Source organism: Olleya sp. R77988 (assembly GCF_044594215.1).
Taxonomy (GTDB): domain Bacteria; phylum Bacteroidota; class Bacteroidia; order Flavobacteriales; family Flavobacteriaceae; genus Olleya.
Genome location: NZ_CP138988.1, coordinates 2,582,705 through 2,607,819 on the forward strand (window position 1 = coordinate 2,582,705; position 25,115 = coordinate 2,607,819).

Annotated in this window: 22 protein-coding genes; 6 read left to right on the forward strand and 16 right to left on the reverse strand. The window is 30.6% G+C overall.

What is annotated here, in order from left to right:
- The first annotated feature begins 62 nt into the window (after window positions 1–62).
- Window positions 63–2,468, forward strand: a complete 2,406-nt coding sequence (locus SJY17_RS11695; protein ID WP_397362739.1) for a TonB-dependent receptor domain-containing protein — start codon at window positions 63–65, stop codon at window positions 2,466–2,468.
- 38 nt (window positions 2,469–2,506) lie between these two features.
- Here the strand turns inward: SJY17_RS11695 and SJY17_RS11700 are convergent, their stop codons facing one another.
- From SJY17_RS11700 to SJY17_RS11725, 6 genes are all read right to left on the reverse strand, one after another.
- Complete coding sequence (locus SJY17_RS11700; protein ID WP_397362740.1) at window positions 2,507–3,271, reverse strand: hypothetical protein; 765 nt, start codon at window positions 3,269–3,271, stop codon at window positions 2,507–2,509.
- A gap of 147 nt (window positions 3,272–3,418) precedes the next feature.
- Window positions 3,419–3,943, reverse strand: a complete 525-nt coding sequence (locus SJY17_RS11705) for a hypothetical protein (RefSeq protein ID WP_397362741.1) — start codon at window positions 3,941–3,943, stop codon at window positions 3,419–3,421.
- Window positions 3,944–4,132: 189 nt separating this feature from the next.
- Entirely contained in the window at window positions 4,133–4,993 is an 861-nt protein-coding gene (locus tag SJY17_RS11710; protein WP_397362742.1) for a hypothetical protein, read from the reverse strand.
- A complete protein-coding gene (locus tag SJY17_RS11715; RefSeq protein ID WP_397362743.1) occupies window positions 4,990–5,943 on the reverse strand; it encodes a hypothetical protein in 954 nt (317 codons plus the stop codon). The genes SJY17_RS11710 and SJY17_RS11715 overlap by 4 nt, the downstream gene beginning before the upstream one ends.
- Window positions 5,944–6,037: 94 nt before the next feature.
- Entirely contained in the window at window positions 6,038–6,442 is a 405-nt protein-coding gene (locus SJY17_RS11720; RefSeq protein ID WP_397362744.1) for a hypothetical protein, read from the reverse strand.
- A gap of 3 nt (window positions 6,443–6,445) precedes the next feature.
- Window positions 6,446–7,480 (reverse strand): esterase/lipase family protein, encoded by a 1,035-nt coding sequence (locus SJY17_RS11725; protein WP_397362745.1) that lies wholly within the window; start codon window positions 7,478–7,480, stop codon window positions 6,446–6,448.
- Between the two features lie 236 nt (window positions 7,481–7,716).
- On the opposite strand from SJY17_RS11725, the gene SJY17_RS11730 reads away from it, so the two are divergent.
- The 3 genes from SJY17_RS11730 to SJY17_RS11740 all read left to right on the forward strand — a co-directional run bounded on the left by SJY17_RS11730 (window position 7,717) and on the right by SJY17_RS11740 (window position 9,809).
- Entirely contained in the window at window positions 7,717–8,367 is a 651-nt protein-coding gene (locus SJY17_RS11730) for a thiamine phosphate synthase (RefSeq protein ID WP_397362746.1), read from the forward strand.
- Window positions 8,360–8,800, forward strand: a complete 441-nt coding sequence (locus SJY17_RS11735; RefSeq protein ID WP_397362747.1) for a TlpA family protein disulfide reductase — start codon at window positions 8,360–8,362, stop codon at window positions 8,798–8,800. Before SJY17_RS11730 ends, SJY17_RS11735 begins: the two co-directional genes overlap by 8 nt.
- A 106-nt stretch (window positions 8,801–8,906) precedes the next feature.
- A complete protein-coding gene (locus SJY17_RS11740; RefSeq protein ID WP_397362748.1) occupies window positions 8,907–9,809 on the forward strand; it encodes an EamA family transporter in 903 nt (300 codons plus the stop codon).
- A gap of 140 nt (window positions 9,810–9,949) precedes the next feature.
- Here SJY17_RS11740 and SJY17_RS11745 read toward each other — a convergent pair whose 3' ends face one another.
- The 5 genes from SJY17_RS11745 to SJY17_RS11765 all read right to left on the reverse strand — a co-directional run bounded on the left by SJY17_RS11745 (window position 9,950) and on the right by SJY17_RS11765 (window position 14,403).
- Window positions 9,950–10,072: a hypothetical protein gene (locus SJY17_RS11745; protein ID WP_397362749.1), complete on the reverse strand. Its 123-nt coding sequence runs from the start codon at window positions 10,070–10,072 to the stop codon at window positions 9,950–9,952.
- A 197-nt stretch (window positions 10,073–10,269) separates the two neighbouring features.
- A complete protein-coding gene (locus tag SJY17_RS11750; RefSeq protein ID WP_397362750.1) occupies window positions 10,270–11,805 on the reverse strand; it encodes an SDR family NAD(P)-dependent oxidoreductase in 1,536 nt (511 codons plus the stop codon).
- Between the two features lie 70 nt (window positions 11,806–11,875).
- Entirely contained in the window at window positions 11,876–12,838 is a 963-nt protein-coding gene (locus tag SJY17_RS11755) for a fatty acid desaturase family protein (RefSeq protein ID WP_397364878.1), read from the reverse strand.
- A gap of 374 nt (window positions 12,839–13,212) precedes the next feature.
- Window positions 13,213–13,404, reverse strand: coding sequence for a cold-shock protein (locus SJY17_RS11760; RefSeq protein ID WP_397362751.1), 192 nt, complete (start codon window positions 13,402–13,404; stop codon window positions 13,213–13,215).
- Between the two features lie 138 nt (window positions 13,405–13,542).
- Window positions 13,543–14,403: a winged helix-turn-helix domain-containing protein gene (locus SJY17_RS11765; RefSeq protein ID WP_397362752.1), complete on the reverse strand. Its 861-nt coding sequence runs from the start codon at window positions 14,401–14,403 to the stop codon at window positions 13,543–13,545.
- Between the two features lie 135 nt (window positions 14,404–14,538).
- Here SJY17_RS11765 and SJY17_RS11770 point away from each other — a divergent pair, with 135 nt between their 5' ends.
- Together SJY17_RS11770 and SJY17_RS11775 are read left to right on the forward strand one after the other, a co-directional pair.
- Window positions 14,539–15,345: an energy transducer TonB gene (locus SJY17_RS11770; protein WP_397362753.1), complete on the forward strand. Its 807-nt coding sequence runs from the start codon at window positions 14,539–14,541 to the stop codon at window positions 15,343–15,345.
- Window positions 15,346–15,362: 17 nt separating this feature from the next.
- The gene (locus SJY17_RS11775; RefSeq protein ID WP_397362754.1) at window positions 15,363–15,914 is read left to right on the forward strand and encodes a hypothetical protein; all 552 of its coding nucleotides are present in this window, start codon (window positions 15,363–15,365) and stop codon (window positions 15,912–15,914) included.
- Between the two features lie 58 nt (window positions 15,915–15,972).
- Here SJY17_RS11775 and SJY17_RS11780 read toward each other — a convergent pair whose 3' ends face one another.
- The 5 genes from SJY17_RS11780 to SJY17_RS11800 all read right to left on the reverse strand — a co-directional run bounded on the left by SJY17_RS11780 (window position 15,973) and on the right by SJY17_RS11800 (window position 25,002).
- Window positions 15,973–17,283 carry a DEAD/DEAH box helicase gene (locus tag SJY17_RS11780; RefSeq protein WP_397362755.1) on the reverse strand — a complete coding sequence of 437 codons (1,311 nt, stop codon included), beginning with the start codon at window positions 17,281–17,283 and terminating at the stop codon, window positions 15,973–15,975.
- 3 nt (window positions 17,284–17,286) lie between these two features.
- On the reverse strand, window positions 17,287–18,627 hold the full coding sequence (locus SJY17_RS11785; protein ID WP_397362756.1) for a DEAD/DEAH box helicase: 1,341 nt from the start codon (window positions 18,625–18,627) through the stop codon (window positions 17,287–17,289).
- Between the two features lie 112 nt (window positions 18,628–18,739).
- A complete protein-coding gene (locus SJY17_RS11790) occupies window positions 18,740–18,931 on the reverse strand; it encodes a cold-shock protein (RefSeq protein WP_397362757.1) in 192 nt (63 codons plus the stop codon).
- 70 nt (window positions 18,932–19,001) lie between these two features.
- The gene (locus SJY17_RS11795) at window positions 19,002–19,487 is read right to left on the reverse strand and encodes a DUF962 domain-containing protein (protein ID WP_397362758.1); all 486 of its coding nucleotides are present in this window, start codon (window positions 19,485–19,487) and stop codon (window positions 19,002–19,004) included.
- A gap of 73 nt (window positions 19,488–19,560) precedes the next feature.
- A complete protein-coding gene (locus SJY17_RS11800) occupies window positions 19,561–25,002 on the reverse strand; it encodes a T9SS type B sorting domain-containing protein (protein ID WP_397362759.1) in 5,442 nt (1,813 codons plus the stop codon).
- Between the last annotated feature and the right edge of the window lie 113 nt (window positions 25,003–25,115).

The window sequence follows — 25,115 nt, forward strand, 5'->3', positions numbered from 1 at the left end:
GCTATAAACAAAGACACTTTATATTCAATTAAATTTTAATTTCAAATGGCTAAAAGGTATCTTTGTACTATAATTTTTTAGCAGTTAACTTTATGGTTTTTAATAAGTTTTATAGTGTTATTATTCTGTTTTTTAGTGTTTGCCTCTCTCCTATTTTTGCGCAAAATACAGTTACTCTTGTTGGTAATGTTGTAGAAGAAAACACTAATTTACCAATAGTATTTGCCAACATCACATTATTAGACAAAGATACTAATGATGCTGTTTCAGGAACCATAACTGCAGATGATGGTACCTTTTTATTAAAAACGCAAGCCTCCAATTTTAACATACAAGTCAGCTATATTGGATACAAAACAATAACCATTAGTAATTACAGTATAGCAAAAGATAAAATAAATTTAAAGACCATTATTTTAATACCAACACAAGAAACTTTAGACGAAGTTGTTGTACGTGCAGAAACCTCACAAACCGTCTTTAAACTAGATAAACGTGTGTTTAATGTTGGTAAAGATTTAAGCTCTACAGGAGCAAGTGCTTTGGAGGTTTTAAACAATGTGCCTTCTGTAAATGTAAATATTGAAGGCGAAATCAGTTTACGTGGTGGACAAGGTGTACAAATACTAATTAATGGTAAACCATCAGTTTTAGCTGGAGACGATGGTAATGCTTTGGGTACAATTACTGCTGATATGATTGATAAAGTTGAAGTTATTACCAATCCATCTGCTAAATATGATGCACAAGGGACTTCTGGTATTATTAATATAATCATCAAAAAATCAGAGAAGAAAGGTTTAAATGGTTCTGCAACTTTAAATGTTGGTATACCAAATAGCAATAGCTTTGGTTTAAGTATTAATAAACGTACCGAAAAATTTAATTTGTTTAGTCAATTAGGTTTTGGGATTAGAACTTATCCAGACGAACGAGAATCTATAAACAAAGACCTAATTAATAATACTACAATTACTAGTAATGGTGAAAGTGAGTTTGACGAAAAATTTACCAATATTTTAATTGGTACAGATTATTATTTAAACGACAGAAACGTTATAACCCTTTCTGGATCGTATGCTTACGAAGTTGAAGACCAATGGGCAAAAACAAATTATGATGCATTTGATACTAGTAATACTGTAACAGACAGATGGCTTAGAGATGAAATTACTGAAGCTACAAACCCTAAAATCCGTTACGAATTACAATACAAAACCGACTTTAAAAGACACGAAGATCAATCTCTTTTATTTAGTGCTTTAGGTCGTTATTTTAGAAAAGACCAAGCGTCAGTATTTGATGACATTACTAGTGTTGGAGATTTGGAAGATGCGCAACAAGAATCCAGAACCGATTATAAATTAGAAGAATATACCTTTAAACTAGATTATATTCATCCTTTTTTAGAAAAATATACTTTAGAAACTGGAGCACAATTTGCCATAAATAATGTGTCAAATGATTTTGCTGTTGCTAATCTTGAAAATGGTGTTTGGGTTAATAATCTAGATTTAACCAATGTGTTTGATTTAGATCAAAACGTATTTGCAATCTACACTACAGGAGCTTTTGAAGGTGAAAAATGGGGTCTTAAATTAGGGCTTCGTATGGAAAATACACAGGTTAATACTTTGCTTGAAACCACTAACGAATCTGGAAAACAAAATTACACCAATGTCTTCCCAAGTGCGCATTCATCTTATAAAGTATCAGATAATTTTTCTATTCAAATTGGGTATTCAAAACGTATCAACAGACCTCGTTTAAGACAATTAAATCCGTTTTCTAATATTAGAAACAACTTTAGTATTTCTGAAGGAAATCCAGACTTGCAACCAGAATTTACAGATTCTTATGAGCTGACAAGTATTCATAAATTTGGAAAAGCCTCTTTAAACTTTAGCTTATATAACAGATATACCAAAGATGCTGTAGAGCGTATCACAGTTTTTGAAGACAATGTAAGCATATCAAGACCTGAAAACATTGGAACAGACAATACCACTGGTTTTGAAATAAATGGAAAATACAATCCTTTAAATTGGTTATCCTTAAATGGAGATTTTAACCTTAATTATTATAACCGTAAAGGTGCTTATCTATCAGAGTCTTTTGATTTTAAAGGACGTGTTTGGTCTACTAGTTTGACCTCAAAACTTAAACTTCCAGCACAATTTGATTTTGAAATTACTGGAAATTATTGGTCTGATTACGAAACCTTGCAACAAGAAGTCTCTGATAATGCTTTTGTTGATTTAGGCTTAAGAAAAAAAATAGTTAAAGGTAAAATAATACTCAATTTAAGTATTCGCGATCTATTTGCTTCACGTATAAATGAAACGACAACATCACAACCAGAATTTTATTTAAATAGTACACGTCAAGGTGGACGCTTTGTCACATTTGGCATTAGTTATGGCTTCGGAAAAGGAGAAGCTATGCAGTTTTCTGGTCAGAGAATGTAATAGTATTTATAAGCAATTAACAGCTCTACAACTGAGAGTTATTTTATAAAACGTTTCAGTATTTTTTGAACAAGTCTAACGTCTTTATCCTTAATTCGGCTTAGGTTATTTTTATTATCACATTCAAATAAAGAATAATCAATTTCAACTAAATTAATACTCTTTTTTTGTAGCACATCTTTACGTCTTTTATTATACCTTATTATTTGTTCGCCTCTAGTTATACCACTAGAGGTTAAAACCTCTAGTTTTTCTAAGTGCTGCTCTGTTTTATTTGGTTTTTCTATAAATTCAATCACCAAATTAGCGTCTTCATAAAAGGCAGCTAAGGGTAATTTTGTTCTTGTTTTTCCTTTTTTGTGCATATCACCTAATAAAAAAGGAAAGGTATGCTTACGTGATGCTTTTTCTTTAAGAAGCTCGTCACAAATATTTAAAATATAAAATTCATCACTATTTTCTCTAACTTCTTTTGCTCTATCTTTTTTAGAAACAGTACTGATAGTTTCACTTGGTGTAAACTTAGCACCTTCTCTTACTAGATACCAATAGACAGCTGTTTCTGTACGTTCTGCATGTACAGAAGGTATTGTGTTAAGTTGGTTTTCTTTATCTAAAGCTCGTAAGACTTTACGAAGTGGCAACCCTTTTTTTTGATCTTTTCCAAAAACGCCTGCTTTTACTAAATCTGGCATAATTTCTTTTACAGCAATCCAATCTTTACCAGTGTTTGTATTAAAATAATTTTCTATTACCTTATTTATTCGAGTTACTTTATCTTCTGTATTACGACTTTTCTCCATGTTTTTAACTTTTTATACTACTTGTATTTACTACAAATAAAACGCGCGCAAGATAAGTCAATTTGTTATTAAATAATGTTTCCTGTTATTTAATTAATTATAGCATGTGTTACTTAAACACACAATTAGTATTCATCAAATAAAATCTTACACTTTACGTGTCTCTTTTATTGTTGTTTTTTTATGAGAATCTGCATAGTTTTTTGTGACATAACGACCAGTTCCAGCGTCTCTATGTCTTGTTATTTTTTTGTGCAAAGTAGTTGCTGTATTTTGATAATTATTATTGCTATGAGAATCATTATTATTTTGATTGTCATAAGACTCTTGTGCATCTGTTAAAACAGGAACACTAAGGTCATATGTTAACCTATAATTAGCTCCATCCTTTCTAAAAGATATTGTTTTATCAGTTACAGATGTATTGTCGTTAATATTATGTGTACCTAAATGGTCATCAGAATCTGGCCAATCTGCTTCCATCATTTTAAGTTGTATTGTATCAATAAAATCAAATTCAACATTAAAATTCCTAATATCTCCATCATCAAAATGTCTTTTTATGGTCTTAATATGTTTACCATCTGCTTTAATTTTTAAATGTATATAATCTCTTCCTGTATGATCTTCATTTTCAATACAATGAATTTTCTTAATAGTGATAGTTTTCATGACAAAAAATTTTAATTAGTATTATAATCTTATAACTAATTTACTACTAAAAAAGAACGCTTAAAATGATATTTATCAGCTATTTATAATGTTTTATATTAGTTATGCTCCACTCCTATTTTATTAAACAGGAATTTAATTGTCTTGATTTAATTAAATGTATTGCTTTTGAAGACTACAATACAATAACTATTTTTTAACAGGAAAAGCATCCAAATAAAACAAACGATCGATATCAAACTTATAATACTCGGAAGTATTTAAGTTTTTAGATTCAAAATAGAATGCTTTATCAGATAATAATAAACTATTAACTGCACAACCAATGTTTTCGCCTTTTATGGTTGGAATTGTTATTTTTTCTTCGCAATTATTAAAACAAGCTTCCTGAAACTCAGAGAGGTTTTTACCATAAATTAAGGTTCTGTCTTCTTTAAAAAACACAACATCTGTACTAAAAACTGAATTGATAGTTATTTGCGGTTTAGTATCAAAAACAGACTCGACCATTGTAGCATCCACAATTTTTATAGACGCTACTCCACTATCTGTTTGTGCTGTTATTATATTCCAGGTACTAATGTGTTGCTCTTTCTTTTTGGTGGTGTTTTTATAAAATTTGATGCTGTTATTTTCCAGTTTTCCCAAATAAACAATATCAACATCTTCCACAAAAATTTTACTATTAAACAAATCGCAATTAAAAACACCACATCCTTTTCTTAAATTTTTATAAGAAAATGTGGTAATATACAATACTGTTTTATCAGCAATATTTGGTTTTGGCAATAGCAAATAGGTTTCTTCAACTACTTTATCTGTTGTGGTTTGGTCGCAATTAGTATAAAACGGAAACGCCAAACTCTCTGCACTTAAATCGCCTTTTACTTCTGCACTAGATTTTTCACACATTTTAAACACGTAAACATCAAAATCTTTAAAGTTTAAAGTCCTAGTAATAGTTGCAGTTAATTTGTCTTGCTTTACTATTTTATAAGTTTTACAAGACCATAAACTAGACAACAACAGTATGATGATTAGTTTTTTCATTTGCTATTCCAGTTTACGTAGTTATAATCAAAACCAAAAGCCCAACGTGGTTTGTTAAACGTGTTTGGATGGTAGGCATTATCGATAGTTAAATGGATGTAATCTTGCACATCCAATTTTGGGTTATCATAAATAGACACATGACCACTAAATCCAGTATCATAATTACCAACCGCAAATCTCCAACGACTTTGATTGTAGTAAAAAGCCTGAACGTCTTTATATGGAATAAAATCTATTTGCAAATGGTTAGCCATTTCAAAAGCATTACGTTGGTATCCTGTAAACTTGTGGTAGCTTAAAGCTATGTGGTTGATAGCATCATTATAATTTCCGTAATACGAAAATATTCCACCTCCAGTATAATAGCGATCATATCCATCTCCTAAAGTGTTTCTAAAAGGTGTACCATCATTATAATAAGTAAACTGAAACGTACGCTCTACATTTAAATTAAATATACCAATCAGCTGATTTTCTCTGTTTTTATCCGAAGAAATTATATAATTAGATCCTAATGATAACGAGTTGTAATATGGGTTCTGCAAGGGTTTTGCAGACAAATCACTAAAATAGTTTAAAGGATTATAACGTGTAGCATAACCATAAGTGCCAACTTCCCTAATACCTCCTGTAACGTTAAAGGATATTATAAAGTCTAAAATTAATTGTCGTTGTTTACTGTATAATAACGAGCTACCAATACCTCCATTATATAACTGTATTTCTGTGTTTATAGCTGGATAAATATAATTAAGCCCTTCAATTTTTTTTCCTGCTCCAGCAGCAATACTTAATCTAAAATTAGTGAATTTTTGTACCTCAAAAGTTAATTTTAAAGCACCTCCAAACTGAAAATCATCTGAGTTGGATTGTTCTATTGTGGTTTTTACTTGAGCTGTTGCTATTACTGAAAATAAACAACATATAAATAGCGACTTATATAGCATTGGTTAGGTTTAGCACTTTAAAGATATAAGAAAATGGTTAATAAACATAAAATAACTTAATTTATGATTGACATAAGTAAAAGCTATAGTCTTTTTAACTTAATAGCTGACTACCTAACCTGTTATTATTTCCTCCTCTTAGCGCTATAATTAATTCTTCTGGAATGGTAAAACGTACAACAACTCTTCTTCCTTCTACATCTAAATAATCATGCTTACCGCTTTCTAATAAACTAAGTTGATTAGGTTCAATAAAATCAAGACCCTCAGAATAAAACATCCCAGATTTGATTTCAGGATATAATTCTGGATCAATTTTATTTAAAAATAGTTTAGCAAATATTATAGCCGAATTACCTGGCAACTCCATAGGTGTAAAACCAAAATCTCTTGGAACACATTCACCCATACATTTATTTCCAACCTTTTTACAAATTGCATAACTATTATCAGAACACTTTGTTCCTCCAGTATTACCAGTACATTCACATGACGACATAAATTATATAATTTTAATTATAAAATTGTTTTTTGTTTGTTCAATACTATAATTAGGAAGTTGTGGTACAGATAGGAATCTTAATTTCTCAAGAGCTTCAATCGCTGTTTTAGAATGAATTAGTCCACTTGTAATAGTGCAATTAAGTTGCTCTTGATTAAATCCTTCTATTTGTAAACCTAATCCTTCCGTTTTTGCGATAATCATAGCTGCTTCATTAAAAAATGACTTTACTGGAATATTTATTGATAGTAAGATTTGACCATCAATAACATGCCTCAATTCTCTTTTTAGTCTAGTATACACATAGGACACTTGATCTTGTGGTATTCTACAAATATCATAGTGATTGTCATCTGTTCTTAGCCAATTTTCTTCACTTGCACTTGGTGGTATTGCTGCTGCTTCAGCTACAACTTTATCTTGAGTTCCATGTACATAAATAATTTTTGAAGGACTTCCAGCTCTTGTATAATCATTACTTAAAGCTGTTGTATATTCGCCTAATAATTTTAGGTTTTCTAACTGTATATTACTACCGAATAGCACTTTTTGTCCAGCTGTTGCCAAAGAAGACCCTTGATGAGGTACATTTAGCGAAAGAAAAAAAGGTAACTTATTTTCAATATTTGACAAAAAAACAAGAGCCTTTTTTATAACAAGTCCTCCCATACTATGACCTATAAAAGATATTGTCTCAAAATCTGGCTCAATAGTTCTTACAGCAGTTTCAAAAACTTCAGAGATTTTTCTAAGTCCAACATTAAATTTTTCATGTTCCTTAGCACTAGGAATAACTGATTTTATTTGTCTTAAAAAATCCAAAAAATTTATAGTTCTTGTAGTATAATCAAATAAAAAAACTTTAAAATTTGCTTTAACAAAAGGGTCATTCATCATAACTGGAATAAACCTTTCTGGATCGTGAGGGTCTCGTTTATGTCCCCAAGTTTTGTTACTTCCATTAAGACCATGTACAAGTATTATAGCGTGCTTGTAGCTTTTATCGTTTTGCTCTTTTAAAGTTGTTAATGACATATCAATGAATTAGTCCTTTAAAGATATAAGAAAATAGCTTACTAACTGTAGCCAACACAAAAAAAAGACTGTACAGTTATTAAACAATTAATTTAGTAATACGTCACACCCATTTATATTTTGCTTTTAAATATATAGAGTCTCATTTTTTAAAAACTTAAGAGTGTTTAAATATGATTTATCTAAAGTATCTTTGTAAACTAATTAATACAGAAGATAATAGCTACATAATAATCATGATTATACCTAAATTACATTATATAACACAAGGAGATACACCAAAAGAGATTTTGGAAAATATCCAAAAAGCTTGTGCTTCTGGTGCTGAGTTAGTGCAATTGTGTTTAAAAGACGCATCAGAAAAAAAAGTATTGAAACTAGCTAAAGAAGCTATAAAAATTACATCTCATTTTCAAACTAGATTAATTATTAACCAGTATTATAAAATTGCTAAAGACATTAAAGCGGATGGTGTACATCTAGAAAAGACAGATGCTTGTCCTACTAATATTAGAAAACATCTATATACTTGGCAAAGCATTGGTGGTACTGCAAATACATTAGAGGATTGCAAAACACTAATTAACAAAGAAGTAGATTATATTATTTTAAGTCCTTTTAAAGTCATTATAAGCTCTGATAATCCAATGACTGCTTTAGGTTTAAATGGTTATACAGCAATTATTGAAGCATTAAAAACCAAAACCCCAATTATTGGGTTTGGAAACATAACTACTAAAGATGTTGCTGAAATATTAAAAACAGGTGTTTCTGGTATTGCTGCGTCAGAAGCTATCACACAAAACTTTGATGTTATAAAAACATTTAATCAATTACTAAGTGCCTCTTCTACGCTAGAACAACGTCATACTTTTAAAAATGAATAATCCAGTACAATCAATAAAAGTTACAGATCTAGATGGTAATGCTATAGATTTAATGACAGCTTTTAAAAACCAAGTCTTATTACTTATTATTTATAATAATGATTGTTTAGGTTGTATAGGACGAGCTGTTCCATTAGCTTATAAATTTAAGCAAGACTATCCTTCAATTCAAGTAGTTGGTATACATGCAGATTTTGTCAACAGAGAAGGTACAAAAGCAAATATTAAAAGTGTTTTTACAAGTGGCAAAATACCATTTCCTATTTATATTGATCAGCATCACAAAGTTTATGATCAGTTTGAGGCAGAAGGTACACCACAATGGTTACTAATATCTAAAAAAGGTGACTTGTTTCGTTCTATATTTGGGTCTCAGGATAATGCACAAAACAGGTTGTATTATGCGTTAGAAAGTCTATTAGCAGACCACTAATAATTTTATATTTTTTGCTACAATCTACTGGCTAATTTTTTTAGTTTCTTTTTAAAAATAACTTAAATTTTAATCTCAAAATAGCTTAAAAAACTATATTCGCGCCATGTGGATGTATTTAGGCTTATTGGCTGCACTATTTTTGGGTTTACACAATCTGTGTAAAAAGCATGCTGTACAAGGTAATGAAGTGTTTCCTGTGCTTTTAGGGACTGTCTCTAGTGGGTTTTTGTTTGTAGCTACGTTTTATGGTTTATCTATTTTTTATCCAGACTATGCGCATGCACATGGATATAACTTCCAAAAGCTTGATTGGCAAACCCATAGTTTTGTTTTTTTAAAGTCTGCAATTATGGCTGCCTCTTGGGTTTTAGCTTATCAAGCTTTAAAACATTTACCAATTACTATTGTAACACCAATACGATCTGCTGGACCGTTTTTTACGTTTATAGGAGCTATTGTTATCTATAAAGAAAGTCCAAATCTGTACCAATGGATTGGGTTTTTCTTGATTATTTTTTCTGTGATTTTATATTCTAGAATTGGTAAAAAGGAAGGAATTAACTTTACGCGTAACAAATGGATATTTGCCATTATTGGAGCTACCTTTTTAGGCGCATCTAGCGGTTTATACGATAAATTTTTAATACAGCATTTAAGTTTAAATCCACAAACCTTACAGTTTTGGTTTTGTTTATACACTATACTTATTTTACTTGTTATCTTAACAATAACGTGGTTTCCTTATAAAGAAAAACGTAAAGCATTTAAATTTAGATGGTCTATAATTGCAGTTGGTATTTTATTACAGGCTGCAGATTACTTTTATTTTAAAGCTTTGCAAGATCCTGAAGCTTTAATTATGTTATTGTCTGCTATAAAACGTAGTCAGATTATTATTGCTGTAGTGATTGGTGGCTTGATTTTTAAAGAGAAAAATAAACGTCAAAAACTAGTACCTTTAGCTGGTATTTTAATTGGTGTATTTTTAATTTTATACTCTAACTAATACTTGCAATTAATTAAAATAGAAAAGAAAAGCGGAATTATATGCCTCATTACACCGAATACATTATGAAAATTAAATACAATAAAAAGCGAACTTAGGTTCGCTTTTTATTAATTAATAATTGTTAAAAGTATTTTTACTTAAATTAATATAATAAAAATGATTATTCCAATACCAATAACAAAAGGAATTTTTCCGTTGCTAATGTTTTTTCCGAACCATTTTCCTAATTTTCTTAACCAACGTGGTGGAAACTCTGCCATAATAATAATGTTTATGATTAATAATGAGGTAAAATTAGGATTAGGTCAGTTATTAAGAAACATACATTTTATCAATTGTAAGCATCAATACATAAAATGTAAATAGTAATTGATAAACAGTAAAATGAAATTAAATTTTAGATAATAAAAAAGACGTATTTTATTTCAGTAATTTTAATTAATAAAGGATGCAATTACTACCAATCTATTGGAAAATAGTCTTTTAAAAATTTACCACACCAATGTTTACCTGTATTAATACCATCTATTAATGGATCCATAACACGTGCTGCTCCATCTACAATATCTAAAGGTGGCTGAAAATCGTGCACCTCGACTTTGTGTTTGGATAGTTCCGCAGGATCTTCGTCAGTAACCCAACCAGTATCTACTGCATTCATATATATTCCAGATTTAGCAAAGGTTGCAGCAGAAGTATGTGTTAGCATATTTAAAGCTGCTTTTGCCATATTGGTATGTGGATGTCTGTCTTCTTTTTTAAATCTATGAAACTTACCTTCCATTGCAGACACATTAATAATGTGTTTTTTACCTGTGTTTTCTTTCATCATTAAAACAGACAAGCGGTTGCACAATACAAAAGGTGCTACTGCATTAACCAGCTGTACTTCTACCATTTCTGTGGTTTCAATTTCGCCTAATTTTAAACGCCAACTATTGGTTTTACGTAAATCAACTTGCTGTAAATCGGCATCTAATTGTCCTTCTGGAAAAACTTCTGAGGTTTGCAATGAATTATCAAAACTATACGGAATCTGAGATAATTCTGCTGAGTTACGTAAGCCTATTCCAGGTTCTGGTCCATGCCAAGTCACTGGTAACACGTTATTTTTATCTGTTTTTGAAGGTCCAACACTTAAATTGGATAACTCTTCCAAACAACTAACATGGTCTTGCAGTAAAGGTTGGGCTAGTTTTGGGAGTTGATCTATTGGTAGTTTTTCGTTTTCCATTAAATGGAAATAAAAACCTGATGGACGCCTTACTGTTTGTGCTGCATTATTTATTAAAATGTCTAGTCTATCGTATTTCTGCTCGATATAATTACAAAAAATCTCGACACTTGGGATATGTCTTAAATCCAAACCATGAATATGTAAACGGTCGCTCCACATTTTGTAATCGTCTTCTTTAGAAAAACGTATTGCAGAATCTGCAGGAAAACGTGTGGTAGCAACAACAGTTGCTCCAGAACGTAATAACATTAAAGTAATATGATACCCTATTTTTAATCTAGAACCAGTAATTACAGCTACTTGATCTTTTAAATCTGTAGTTTGAAAACGTTTTGCGTAGTTTAAATTTCCGCAATCGGTACACATCGTATCATAAAAATGATGCAGTTTGGTATACATAGTTTTACAGACGTAGCAGTTTCTTGGCGATTCTAATTCTGGTGTATCTTCAGGGATTACAGCAGCTGCCAATAATTTTGGAGCTACAAATAAAGTAGCTTCTCTTGCAGATCTAATTCCTGTGGTTTTTCTGGCGTGTTTATCGCTTTCTATTTTTTTGCGTTTAGCAGCCTTTTTAGCGTCTTTACGTCTACGTTGAAACTCATCTCGATTAGGTCTAGTTAATGCTCCAGCAGCTTTAAAAAGTGCCACACGTTGTGCTTCTGGCAACTCAAAAAGTTGATTAGTATTATCCACTAATTTTTGTAAAGTGTCAATACATTGGTCAATATCTAGATTCTTTTGGTCTTTACTCATACTTATAGTAACTGCTATGCGCAAAGGTAATCACTCTTTTTGGAGCAAAATAAAAAAAGAGTTTAATAATTTAAGCAGCAACAAGTATGTCTTTTTGCCCTAAGTGTTTCAGCATCTTTGTGTGATCCTTAATGGCTTGAAACATAGACTTTTTAACATGGTAAGGCATCCCAAACTCTTCTGCAGTTTCAGATACTATTTTAGTTAGATTTTTATAATGTACATGGCAAACATCTGGTAATACATGGTGTTCTACCTGATAATTTAAACCTCCAATTAACCAAAATAACAGTTTGCTTTTTGGCGAAAAATTGCTGGTTGTAGCAAATTGGTGTCCATACCAATTGGCATTCATCTTACGTTCTGCATCAGGTAACGGAAAGGTCGTGTCTGGCATTATATGCGCAATCTGAAACACAATACTTACCAATAATCCTGTAATAAAATGCATAGTTAGAAAGGCTAATAAAACAACATACCATGAAAAGGGCAACATAATCATTGGTAATACTAATGCGTAAGAATAGTAAAATAGTTTCCAAGCTGTCATTGCTGCTAAAGCTTTTTTATACTCGTTTTTCTGGTTTAAAAACCCCATGTCTTTAAAGCGTTTTAAACGTACAAAATCTTTTGTTGTAATCCATGAAATTGTAGATAAGCTATAAAAAAACCAAATATAAATATGTTGGTATTGGTGCATCCAATAGTGTTTAGCATTTGGCGAAAAACGTAAAAAATAAGGTGCGTTTAAATCGTCGTCTGCATGATCTATATTAGTATAGGTATGATGTAACACGTTATGCTGGATTCTCCAAACGGTTGCATTTGCACCAATTAAATTAAACGTATAGCTTAATAGTTTATTTACTGTTTTATTTTTAGAATACGACTCGTGGATGGCATCATGCATCACTCCCATTCCTATTCCTGACATCCCAAAACCACTAGTTATATATAATAAAAAAAGTAATCCTACATTAGTTACTAATCCTGTACTTAATAGTATTAAAGGTCCTAAAAACAAACTTATCATAATCACAGTTTTTATGACCATTGTTGCGTTAGCATTTCTACTTTTATTATTGGTTTTAAAATAGGTATTTACCCTTTTTCTTAAAGTTTTAGAAAAATCTGGAGTTATGTCTCTGGAGAATTTTGGATTTTCGATGCTATTAATTTTTAAATTAGATTATTAAATCTTAAAAATTGAAAAGAGCAAAGAATTGATTAAAGGGAATCATTAAAAAAAGAAAAGCTATCTACAACTAATGCTGTAAATATAGGCTAAATAACATGGTAAATAAGAATGTATTTTAACTAATTGATTTTTAATATAGTAAAATTCAGTTTAAAGCAAAAAAAAGCCCATCATATGATGGGCTTTTACTAAACTTTAAAGTATATGTATTAGATAACTTTTACGTTCACTGCGTTTAATCCTTTGTTTCCTTCTTGAAGATCAAACTCAACTTGGTCACCTTCACGGATTTCATCGATTAATCCTGAAATGTGTACAAAGTGATCTTTGTCAACTCCTTCTTCTGTAATGAATCCAAATCCTTTAGAATCATTGAAAAATTTTACTGTTCCTTTACTCATGGTAATTTAATTTAAAATAATAATTTAAGTGGCAAAGATGACGACAATAAATAACAATTCAACTATTTAATTGATTAATTTTCAATTATTTATTTATTTAATGTAAAATCTAGAATATAATTACAAATAAAGCAACCATTAAATTTCTAACTTATAACCTACACCATGTACATTAGTAAGTTTAATACTTGGGTCTTCTTGCAGTTTTTTACGAAGTTTAGAAATGTACGTATCCAAGCTTCTGCCTACAATTACACCATTATCTTCCCAAACTTTTTTAGTTAATTCGTCTCGTTTTATAATTTGATTTGGCTTTTCTATAAAAATGGATAGTAACTCGCATTCCTTTTTAGATAAGCTAATTTCTGTTGTTTCTTTAATTAGCTTGTTTTGATCTGGAAAAAATTTATAATGTCCAATAGACTGGTAATTGGATTCATTTGTATCTAATTCTGTCTTTGGTTTCCTTTTAAACAATAAAAATCCAAATAACCCCAAAGCACCTATAATAGCTAGTATTATATATTTAATATTACTTGTGCTTGGCTGTAATGCTTTATTAAATTTTACAATAACCTTATAACATCCTAGATGTAATTGTCGTCCACCACAAGGCACGATGCCTTTTTCTACATCCTGTTTCATTTGATAGCTATAAGCTACCTCTTTAGTGTTACAAGCTAATACTTCTGTTAAATAATGCTTTGGTAATTCTGCTTTAGCAAAACTGTTTTTTATATAGTTTACTAAAGTGTCTGGATGAATAACTAATTGGTTTTCAAACGTTAATTGAAATCTTGATTTTCCTAAATCAATAACAGGTTTTACTAATGATGTTGTATCTTTATTTGCTAACAATAAATGATGACCAACATCACGCAATGCCACTTTTGCAGTATCAGAAAAGTTAGAATTAGTGTCTGTTTTGCAAGAAAAAACACAAGTGATTAGTCCAATAAAGACTATGCTTTTTATTTTTTTGCTAAAAATGTTCTTCATAATTACTTGTAAATAACATACAATTTAAGGACTTTTTACAGTTGTTGACACTTCTTTTACATTCTTTTGACACTTTTAACTAAGACTTGCTTTAGTTTTACACAACATCAATTATTAATCTTTAAAACGAACACGATGAAAAAGAACATTATTATTTTTTGTGCCTTATTAATTACGCTAAGTGTAACTGCATATACTGTTTTGCAATGGGATAAAACAGAAGTAGAAACAACTGAAAACGAAGTAGAACAAAATCTTGCAGTTAACACTCCAAAAACAGATAAAAAGAAACCAGAAATCTTTACAGATTTTATCTATGATATTGGTTCACGATTTGAACCAATAAAAATTAATGACTTACATAAAGCAACCTCTATTAGTGATTTTATTAGTCCAGAATCTTTTAACTCTATAATAGATCTTAAATCTGTACGCATCATTATTATTAAAGATGAAAGTCAAACAGATATCCAAGAATTAGGTTACACTAAAGACTTAACAGCTGGTCAGATTAAGTTATTACAATCTTTAGGTTATTCTGACCAATTTAATATTAGATCAGAGTTTACAGCTAAAAACCCGAAAACAGGTATGGTCGAAGATAAATTTGATTCGCCTCACTTATCTGTGGTATCAGAAAAACAAGCTACTTATCCTTTAGGAAAAGATCTTCTTAAAAAATATCTTAAAGAAAAAAGTGCTACTTTAATTAAAACGGTAGACCCTTATAAATTGCAAGCAGCAAAATTATACTTTGTCGTTACTAAAGATGGTAGTATTAAAAATGTAAGACTTGACAGAACGTCTAAATATCCTGAAGTTGATAAAAAGATGATTAATCTTATTAAAACTTTACCAGAAGCTTGGATTCCTGCAGAAAATGATAAAGGAGAAAAAATAGATCAAGAAATGGTTGTTTCTTTTGGATTAATGGGCTGCTAATATCAAAACATTATAAAATGAAAAAACTAATAATATGCTTATGCTGCATTTTAGTACTAAGCTGTAAAACAGATAAAGCTATTAATACAGAAAACAGTATAGCTAGTATTAATACTATAGTACAAAAAAATCAGGATGTAAAAATCCCAAACAATCCTTATCAAATAAAACTAAATCTTAATAAATTAAAAAACGCTAATTATGATTTAGAAATTATAATGAAGTTAAATGATAGCGCACATTTTGTGTCACCAAATGCTAAGCGTGATTTTTCAGGAAAATTCTCTGTGTTTTATGAAGATAATGAGGTAATAAACAAACTAGGAATTTTAAAAGAAAACCCTTTGTCTAAAGAAGAAATTGATGATCATCCATTTGTAAGAGGTACTGTTAATTGGGTAAATGTAAACACGACTTACACACAACAAATACAAGTAAAAACTAAAGAGAACTTTCAGGTTTTAGGACACATTCAATTTACCATTGAACCACGTTGTACATTAGAAAAAATACCTTTTATTATTAAAAATAAAAATGGTGATTTAACATTCAAAATTTTTAAAAACTGAAAAATGAAATAAAAAACAGGGTTGTATAAATACAACCCTGTTTTTTATTTCAATGTGTTTAAACTTCTTTAACACGCACTTTTTTCTTCTTTAAACGTGTATTGTTTGTTTTATCAATAACACTACCAGATTTTGATTTTGGTACAGCTACAAAAGCACAATCCTGTTTTAACTCGATAATACCTAATTCGTTTTTTTCAAGATCTCCTTGTTTAAAAAACAAACCAGCAATATCTCCTTTGGATATTTTATCTTTTCGTCCTCCAGAAATAAATAACGTCGTCCATTGGGTTTCCAATTTAGTAATCATTCCTTTAGGTTTAACTATAGTCTTGGTTTGGATAAATTCTGGTAAATTCTCTCCTTCCCACTGGATAACGTATGCTGTTCCTTGAGCATTCATACGTGCAGTACGACCATTACGATGTGTAAACTCTTCCGCTTTTAATGGTAATTGATAATGAATAATAAAATTAAGTTCTGGAATATCCAATCCACGTGCTGCTAAGTCTGTTGCAATAATAATTTGATGTGTTCCGTTTCTAAATTTTATTAAAGCACGTTCTCTATCAATTTGCTCCATTCCTCCATAAAAACAACCATGTGGTATATTATTTTTACTTAAAAAATCACTAACAAACTGAATAGTATCTTTATAATTACAAAAAATTATTCCTGGTTTATTACCTATGTCATGTAGTAAATCTACCAATGTTTGAAGCTTGTTTTTATCTATAGAGGTTACTTTTTTAATCTCTAAATTAGACGTTTCAGTCCCTAAATAATCTATAACAATTTCGTTTTGCAATCCAACAAAACGTGGTATTTCCATATCTTGAGTAGCAGACGTTAAAATACGTTTTTTAATAAATGGAAGACTATTAATAATCTCGCTCATTTCTTTTTCAAAACCAACTTCTAGAGATTTATCAAACTCGTCTAAAACCAAAGTATTAATATCTTCAACCATAAAAGTTTGACGTCTTAAATGGTCTGCAACACGACCTGGAGTACCAATAACTATTGCTGGTGTGTGTGCTAACTCTATTTTATCTTTAGAAAAATGTCGTCCACCATACACAGCATTAGCTTTAAAACCAGAACCCATTGTGCGTATAACTTGCTCAATTTGTATAGCCAACTCACGTGAAGGCACCAAAATTAATAACTGTACATTTTTGCAGCTTTTATCTAAAGTAGAAATTGATGGTAATAAAAAAGCAACCGTTTTTCCTGTTCCTGTTGGAGACAACAAAACTGTATTATCTGCACTAGTAATAGATAACAACGCTTCTTCCTGCATTGGATTAAGCGTGTTGATATTTAGTTTTTTTAAAATATCTTGATGTGCTTTTATATAATTACCCATTATCTATTTTTTCTTTTTCTTTTTAACAACGTCAGGCTTTTCGGTAATTGTTTTAGTTTCTGCTATATAATTAGCTAAAATCTTATCTACTAATTCTTCTTTTGTTAAATGATGAAATATGGTTTTTATTTTTCCCTTAAATTCTTCCGAAACTTCACGATTTGGTTTCATCTTAAAAATGCGTTTAGCCCAAAGTAATCCATTATTTTCTTCAATACTTTGCGCATCAGCTTTTTTATATTCTTTAAAAGTAATCCCTAATTCGTCTTCAAATTCTGGAATATCTTGTACTTCTTCTTGTTGTATTACGCTTAAAGCCAAGCCCTTTGCTCCTGCTCTTGCTGTACGACCACTTCTGTGTACATAAGCATCGTAAGTATCTGGTAAATGATAATTAACCACAAATGCTAGATCCTTAACATCTATACCACGAGCTGCTAAATCTGTAGCTACCAAAATATTAATATGTCCAGCTCTAAACTGATTCATAATTCTGTCACGAATCCCTTGAGATAAACTACCATGTAAAGCACCTGACGAAAATTTATTTTTGGCTAGGTTTTTAGCTAGTTTATTTACTGCTGCTTTTGTTTTACAAAATATGATTCCGCGTTGTCCATCGTTAGCATTTAAAAAATGCATTAAAACATTAAGTTTTTCGATAGGTTCCACAACTACATATTGATGATCAATCCCTTGATGACCAACTGTTGTCATATCTGCTTCAATAGTTAGCACCTTTTTAGATAAACTATTTTGCACTAATTGCTTTATTGTTCCTGGCATTGTAGCAGTAAACAACAATGTTCTTCTAGCTTTTGGTAAGGATTTAATAATTGCATCTACACCTTCTTTATGTGCACTTACCATCTCGTCTGCTTCATCCAAAACAAAATAGATGATTTTGGTTACGTTAATAGCATTTCTTTCTATCAAATCTGCTAAACGTCCTGGAGTTGCTATTACTATATGCGTGGTTTCTTTTAGCCTTTCTATTTGTGGTTTAATTGGAATACCTCCAAATACTCCAGCAATAGATACTTGCAAACTTTGCGCATTAAAATCTTGTAGATTTTTAAATATCTGCTGACCTAACTCTCTTGTTGGCGCTAATATGACTACTTGTATATTAGTGTTTACTGTATCAACAAGCTGTAATAATGGTAATCCAAAAGCTGCAGTTTTTCCAGTTCCTGTTTTTGCTATTGCAACAATATCTTCTGTTTTGTTAAGTATTGCTGGTATTGCTTTTTCTTGAATATCTGTTGGCACAGTAATTTGCAAGTCTGCTAAACTACTTTGCAAAGCTTTATTAATACCTAAACTAGAAAACTGTTGTGACATAAATTATAATTTTGCACAAAGATAGTAGAGTTTTATTGGTTTTAATGAAGTTTTGTTGCATAAAAAAAGCCCATCTTTTAAAGATGGGCTTTTGTAACAAATTGGGTATATGTTATAAAACTTTTACGTTTACTGCATTTAAACCTTTTCTACCTTCCTGAAGATCAAACTCTACTTCATCGCCTTCGCGAATCTCATCGATTAATCCTGAAATGTGAACAAAATGTTCTGTGTTTGAACCTTCTTCTGTTATGAATCCAAAACCTTTAGCGTCATTGAAGAATTTTACTGTTCCTTTACTCATTGTAATATATTTAATTTTTAATAATACTTTAAAGATTACAATTAGCGTGCCAGTAATTTATATTAAGCTTTTAGAACTTGATTTTTAATGCTTCAAACAAATGGCTCATAGTCCAAGCAGGACCAATCATTAAAAATTGCAAGTCTTTTAAAAATGAAGGTTTTTTACCTTCGTGATTATGACCTATAAATTGTCCAATCCAAGCTATAACAAAGATAATTAGCATTATCAACCAAAGTGGTGCAATATCTATTTGCGCTATTGCATTTATAAAAAACAACACTATAGCAGAAAATACTACCATCCCAATAAAAAGAACAAAAGACAAACGTAAATAATAAAATAGGCCTAAAATAATAACGACAGTTCCAAAATGTGCATATGGTAAAAGTGTATTTGGTAATGCACTAGTAATGACTTCTGGCATTGGTATACTTGCAAGTAAACCAATCAGGCTAAAGAAAATTAAAGGCACACAGATATAATGAATAGCTATATTTAGCTTGGTTTGATGACTTTCTGCATATTCTGATAAAAGGGAATCTATTACTCTCATGAGTTTATAATTTAGTTAGTTTATAAAAGGGGAAATCCAAATTGGTTTTATGAATATTATTTGCAATATAAAACTATCTTTTTAAAGTGAAATGACCTTTTCTAGTCGTTCCATCAAATAATTCTAATACAAACCAATAGTCATCAGTAGGAAGATTTTCTCCTTTAAAAGTTCCATCCCAACCTTGATTAGATCCTGAGAAACTTTTAATTAACTTACCAAAGCGATCAAAAATATGGGTTGATTTTATCTCGTTTTTTGGGTCTTCTACTTTCCAAAGTGGATGATATGCATCTCCATTTGGTGTAAAATAACTAGGTGTAATTATGTTTCTATTTTCTATATCAAATTGGTCAGACATACAGTTTAAAGCATTACCAACACTATTATAAGGCGTAATTGTTACGTATATTGTAATATTGTCTTCAAACTGGTTTAACGGTTGATATGTTGTTGTGTTACCAACATCTACAGCATCTTCAATATCATTTCCGTTTGGTGTTGTACCAATTGACACTAAATATCCTGTTGCATTATCTATTGCGTACCAAGTTAAACTAGCATCAACCAAAACATCTATTTGATTGTTATAAGGCGAATTTAACTGTGTACATTCTGGAATAACAATTTCTGTTGTAAAGGTAACTTCAGAACAATTTATAGCACTTCCAACACTGTTATATGCTATGATTGTTACAAAAAGGGTTGTGTCGTCTGGCCAGTTTTCCGCGAAAGCGTAACTAGTAACATTACCAACATCTTCCGTATTGACAAGGTCTGTACCTCCAGAAGTTGTCCCAACAGAAAGTATATAACCCTCTGTATAAGGACTTGTTGTCCAACTTAAATCTGATATAATGGTCACATTGTTTTCTCCATTAAAAGGAGCCTCTAAACTAGTACAATCAGGAATTAATAATTCTGTTATAAAACTCTCATCAGTACATCCTATAGCTTGTCCTAAAAAGTTATATGGAATCACTGAAACAAATATTTCTGTGTCTTGAGGCAAAATATTTGGATAATTATAAGTAGTTATATTACCTACATCTACAGCATTTGTAAGGTCATTACCACCAAAAGTGGTTCCCATTGTTATAATATATCCTTCTGCATTTGAATCTGCTTGCCAAGTAATATTTGTGTTTATTGCTACATTAGTTTCTCCATTAAATGGAGCTATTAAATTAACACATAAAGGTGTTAAGTCTTCTGTAGTAAATTGATCGTCTCCACATACTGTTCCTCCAGTTGTATTGTATGATGTTATAGTAACATATACTGTTGTAAAATTTGGCAAATCAAAAGGGATATCATAACTCAAAACGTTACCAACATCTACAGTTGCTAAAATATCATCTAAACCAGTAGCTGTACCTATTGCGATTTGATATCCATCAACATAATTACTTGCTGACCATGATATATCTGCATCTAAAGGCACCTCTGTTTCTTGAAAAAACGGAGAAATAAGGTTACTACAGCTTGGTAAAGGTAATTCTGTTGTAAAACTTTCTTCTGTACAAGTAATAGCACTACCTGCAGAATTATATGGTGTTATCGACACAAATATTTGTGCAATTCCTGGTAAATCTGTTGGTAAATCATACGTTGCAACATTTCCAACATCTAAGTTGTTTAATATATCTGTTCCTCCTGAAGTTGTTCCAACTGTTAGGTTATACCCTGTTGCATTAGCAATTGTAGACCAAGTTAGGTCAGTAGCAATTGACACATCTACTGCTCCATTTAAAGGTAAAACTAAGTTAGTACAGATTGGAATTATTACTTCTGTTATAAAATTTTCTTCTGCACAAGCTACAGCATTTCCTACTGAGTTATATGGTGTAATTGATACAAATATCTGAGTTTCGTCAGGTAAATCTGTTGGTAAATCGTAAGTTGTAATATTTCCGACATCTTGATTGTTTATTATATCTGTTCCTCCAGAAGTTGTTCCAACTGTTAAATTATATCCTGTTGCATTAGCAATTGTAGACCAAGTTAAGTCAGTAGCAATTGACACATCTACTGCTCCATTTAAAGGTGAAACTAAGTTAGTACAGATTGGTATTATTACTTCTGTTGTAAAACTTTCTTCTGCACAAGCTACAGCATTTCCTGCTAAATTATATGGTGTAATTGATACAAATATCTGGGTTTCGTCAGGTAAATCTGTTGGTAAATCATACGTTGCAACATTTCCGACATCTTGATTGTTTATTATATCTGTTCCTCCTGAAGTTGTTCCAACTGTTAGGTTATATCCTATTGCATTAGCAATTGTAGACCAAGTTAAGTCAGTAGCAATTGATACATCTACTGCTCCATTTAAAGGTGAAACTAAGTTAGTACAAATGGGTATTATTACTTCTGTTGTAAAACTTTCTTCTACACATGCAACTGCATTTCCAGCAGAATTGTAAGGAACTATTGAAACAAAAATCTGTGTTTCGTCTGGTAAATTTGTTGGTAAATTATACGTAGTTACATTTCCAACATCAAAGTTATTTATTATATCTGTTCCTCCTGAAGTTGTACCAACTGTTAAAAAATATCCTGTTGCATTACCAATTGCTGTCCAAGTTAAATCTGTCGCGATTGATATATCTACTGCTCCATTTAATGGTGATGTTAAATTGGTACATAAAGGTGGGATTATTTCTGTAGTAAAACTCTCTTCGGTACAACCAATAGCTAAACCTGAAGTATTATACGGTATAACAGTTACAAATATTTGAGTTCCGTAAGGTAAATCTGTTGGTAAATTAAAGGTAGTTACATTTCCAACATCTTGATTGTTAATTATATCTATTCCTCCAGAAGTTGTACCAACTGTTAGATTATATCCTGTTGCATCAGTAATTACATTCCATGAAATATCTGTTGTTACTAAAACATCTAATGCTCCATTTACTGGAGTTGTTAAACTTGTACAAGTTGGTGTAAAACCTTCTGTTGTAAATGTTTCTTCAATACATCCAATTGCATTACCTAAACCATTATATGGCGTAACTGTAACGTAAACTAGTGTAGATTCGGGTAAATTTATAGGTGGATTATATGTTGTTATATTACCAACATCTATTGCGTTTGCTAAATCGGTTCCTCCTGCTGTTGTTCCCATATTAATGGTATAACCAGTAGCGTAAGGACTAGCATTCCATTCAATATTAGTTGCTAAAGCTACATCTATAGCTCCATTTAAAGGTAATGTTAAGTTTGTGCAAGTTGTAGGCTGCTCTGTAACACCAGTTGTAAAACTAACTTCTGGGCAACTTAACGTTATACCGCTATTATAATAAGGTGTTATTGTAACATATATTTGAGTGTTTGGAGGGAAATTACTTCCAATATTATAAGTGTTTACATCACCAACATCAAAATTATTTAATAAATCTGTTCCTCCAGGAGTTGTTCCTAAACTTAAAAAATAACCACATGCACCTAAGTTTACAGACCATTCTAATGTTTCATTTAAAGCTACATTTGTAGTACCATTAATAGGGTTTAGCAACGTTACACAATCTTCTGGTGGTGATGTTATATTTAAAGTAATATCATTTCTGATTAGCAAAAGATTTTTACCTCCTGTTCCTGGTGCATTAGCGTTTTCAAAAGGTACTAAATCGGATGTAATCTCAGTATAGTAAATTCCGTCATCACAACTATCTACAGAAGGAATAGTGTAATTAGGACTATCAGGAGCTCCTGGTATAGCAACTCCATCTTTAAACCAAGTATAATGGTTTTGTGCTCCTGCACAAACCGTAGTTAAAGTTACTGTGTCTCCTGCATTAGCATTTATTGTATCAATGGTATCTACTTTGGCTTGAGGTGCGTAAAAATAATCTTCAATATTATCTAACCATGTCCAATATGGAGCTGGTCCAGGAGTATTATCGTGTATGACTAATCCACCATGTTGATCTTCAAAATGACCAAATTCAAAATAATTATTATCAAATGCTATATCAAAACCAATTGGAGTTCCATCTTGTAAATCTACTAAAGAAGCAAAGTCTGGCATTTGTCCAGTTAATAGATTGTAACTTACTATTAGAGAGCCTCCTCCTATTCCACCAGCATTTAACCTTATAGTATAAAACTGATCTAATATTGCAGTTCCAGGAAATAAATTATGGTCTAATACCAAAGTGCTTAAACTAACATTTTGTGTAATATCAAGTGATTCTATCTGGTTATACGAAGCATAAAGCGTATACAAAACTATATTTTGAGTTAAATCTAATCCAGTAGTTGTAAACAGATTATTACTAATATTTAAAGTGTTTAATTCTATATTTTGAGTAACATCTAAATTTGGTAATAAGTTAATTGAAAGGTCTGCACTACGTAAAATTATATTTTGTGTCAGATCTATTGTTGGTAACAAATTATCTCTCAAATTTAAATATCTAAGTACAATATTTTGGGTTAAATCCATACTAGGCAATAGATTTGAATAAGCTTCAAACCTATCTACCAAAACATTTTGTGTAATATCTATAGTTGTGAAATTATTAGAGTTTAACCTAATTGTTTCAAGTAATGTATTTTGTGTTAAGTCAATTGTATCCATGTCATTACGCGACAAATCTAAATCTACTAATTGATAATTTTGGGTTAAGTCAACCATTAAAGGTGTAACATCATTGGAAGTAATGTCTAAATCTTCTAAATTAGGCAGAACAGAAAAATCAAGCGTTCCTTGTATATCATGCAAAATTATAAATATATCTGTTAATGTTGTTGAGGTAGGTAATAACAGGTTTTCTACATAAGTTCCCCAAAGATAAAGGCTTTCTAAATTAAAATAATCTGAAATATCTATAGTTTGAATATCAATACTACTTATTCTTAAATCGGTTAAGGCAGAATGAACATTTGGTAGTGTAATAACTACATTGTTAATTGCTGATCCTCCAACATTTAAATCTTGTAAACCATCTAAAAGCGAAAAATCTAATGAAATATCTGATAAGTATCTAACATAAATATCTGTTAATGTTGGTGTAACAGGTAAAATTAAATCTGTAACATTCCTTAGATTATCAATTTCTAAATCTATTAAATTAATATTATTAGATAAGTCAATTACTGTGATTGGTGGATCACCTGCTACAGAAAAATTACTTTCCATAAAAACGTTTTCTAATAATATATTTTGACTAAAATCAATACTATTTAAAGCATCATTATCATCTGTTGTAAAGTCTGTAAGTAAAACTAATGCAGATAAATCTACATCTATAACTTGATTGTTTCCAAGATCTAATTCTGTAAGGTTAACAAATGCATCAATACCTGTAATATCAGAAATTATAGTACCTCCTAAATTTAATGTTGTTATAGCTTGCGCATCAGCATCTAAAATATTACCATTTAATCCATTAGTATCTATCCCTTGGGCAATTAATTCTTGCTCAAAATTTGTGTCTGTAATTGCTGTAGTTTGTGCAATAGATAAAGATGAAATAAAAAAGAATAAAAGTGTTTTATAAAGTAATTTCATTAAACAAGTTGGTTTGCAATTATATTCTTGCAAAATACAAGAAAACCAAGTTAAATAAAAGAACTAAACAAAAAACCCATCAAATATAATATTTGATGGGTTTGAAATTTTAT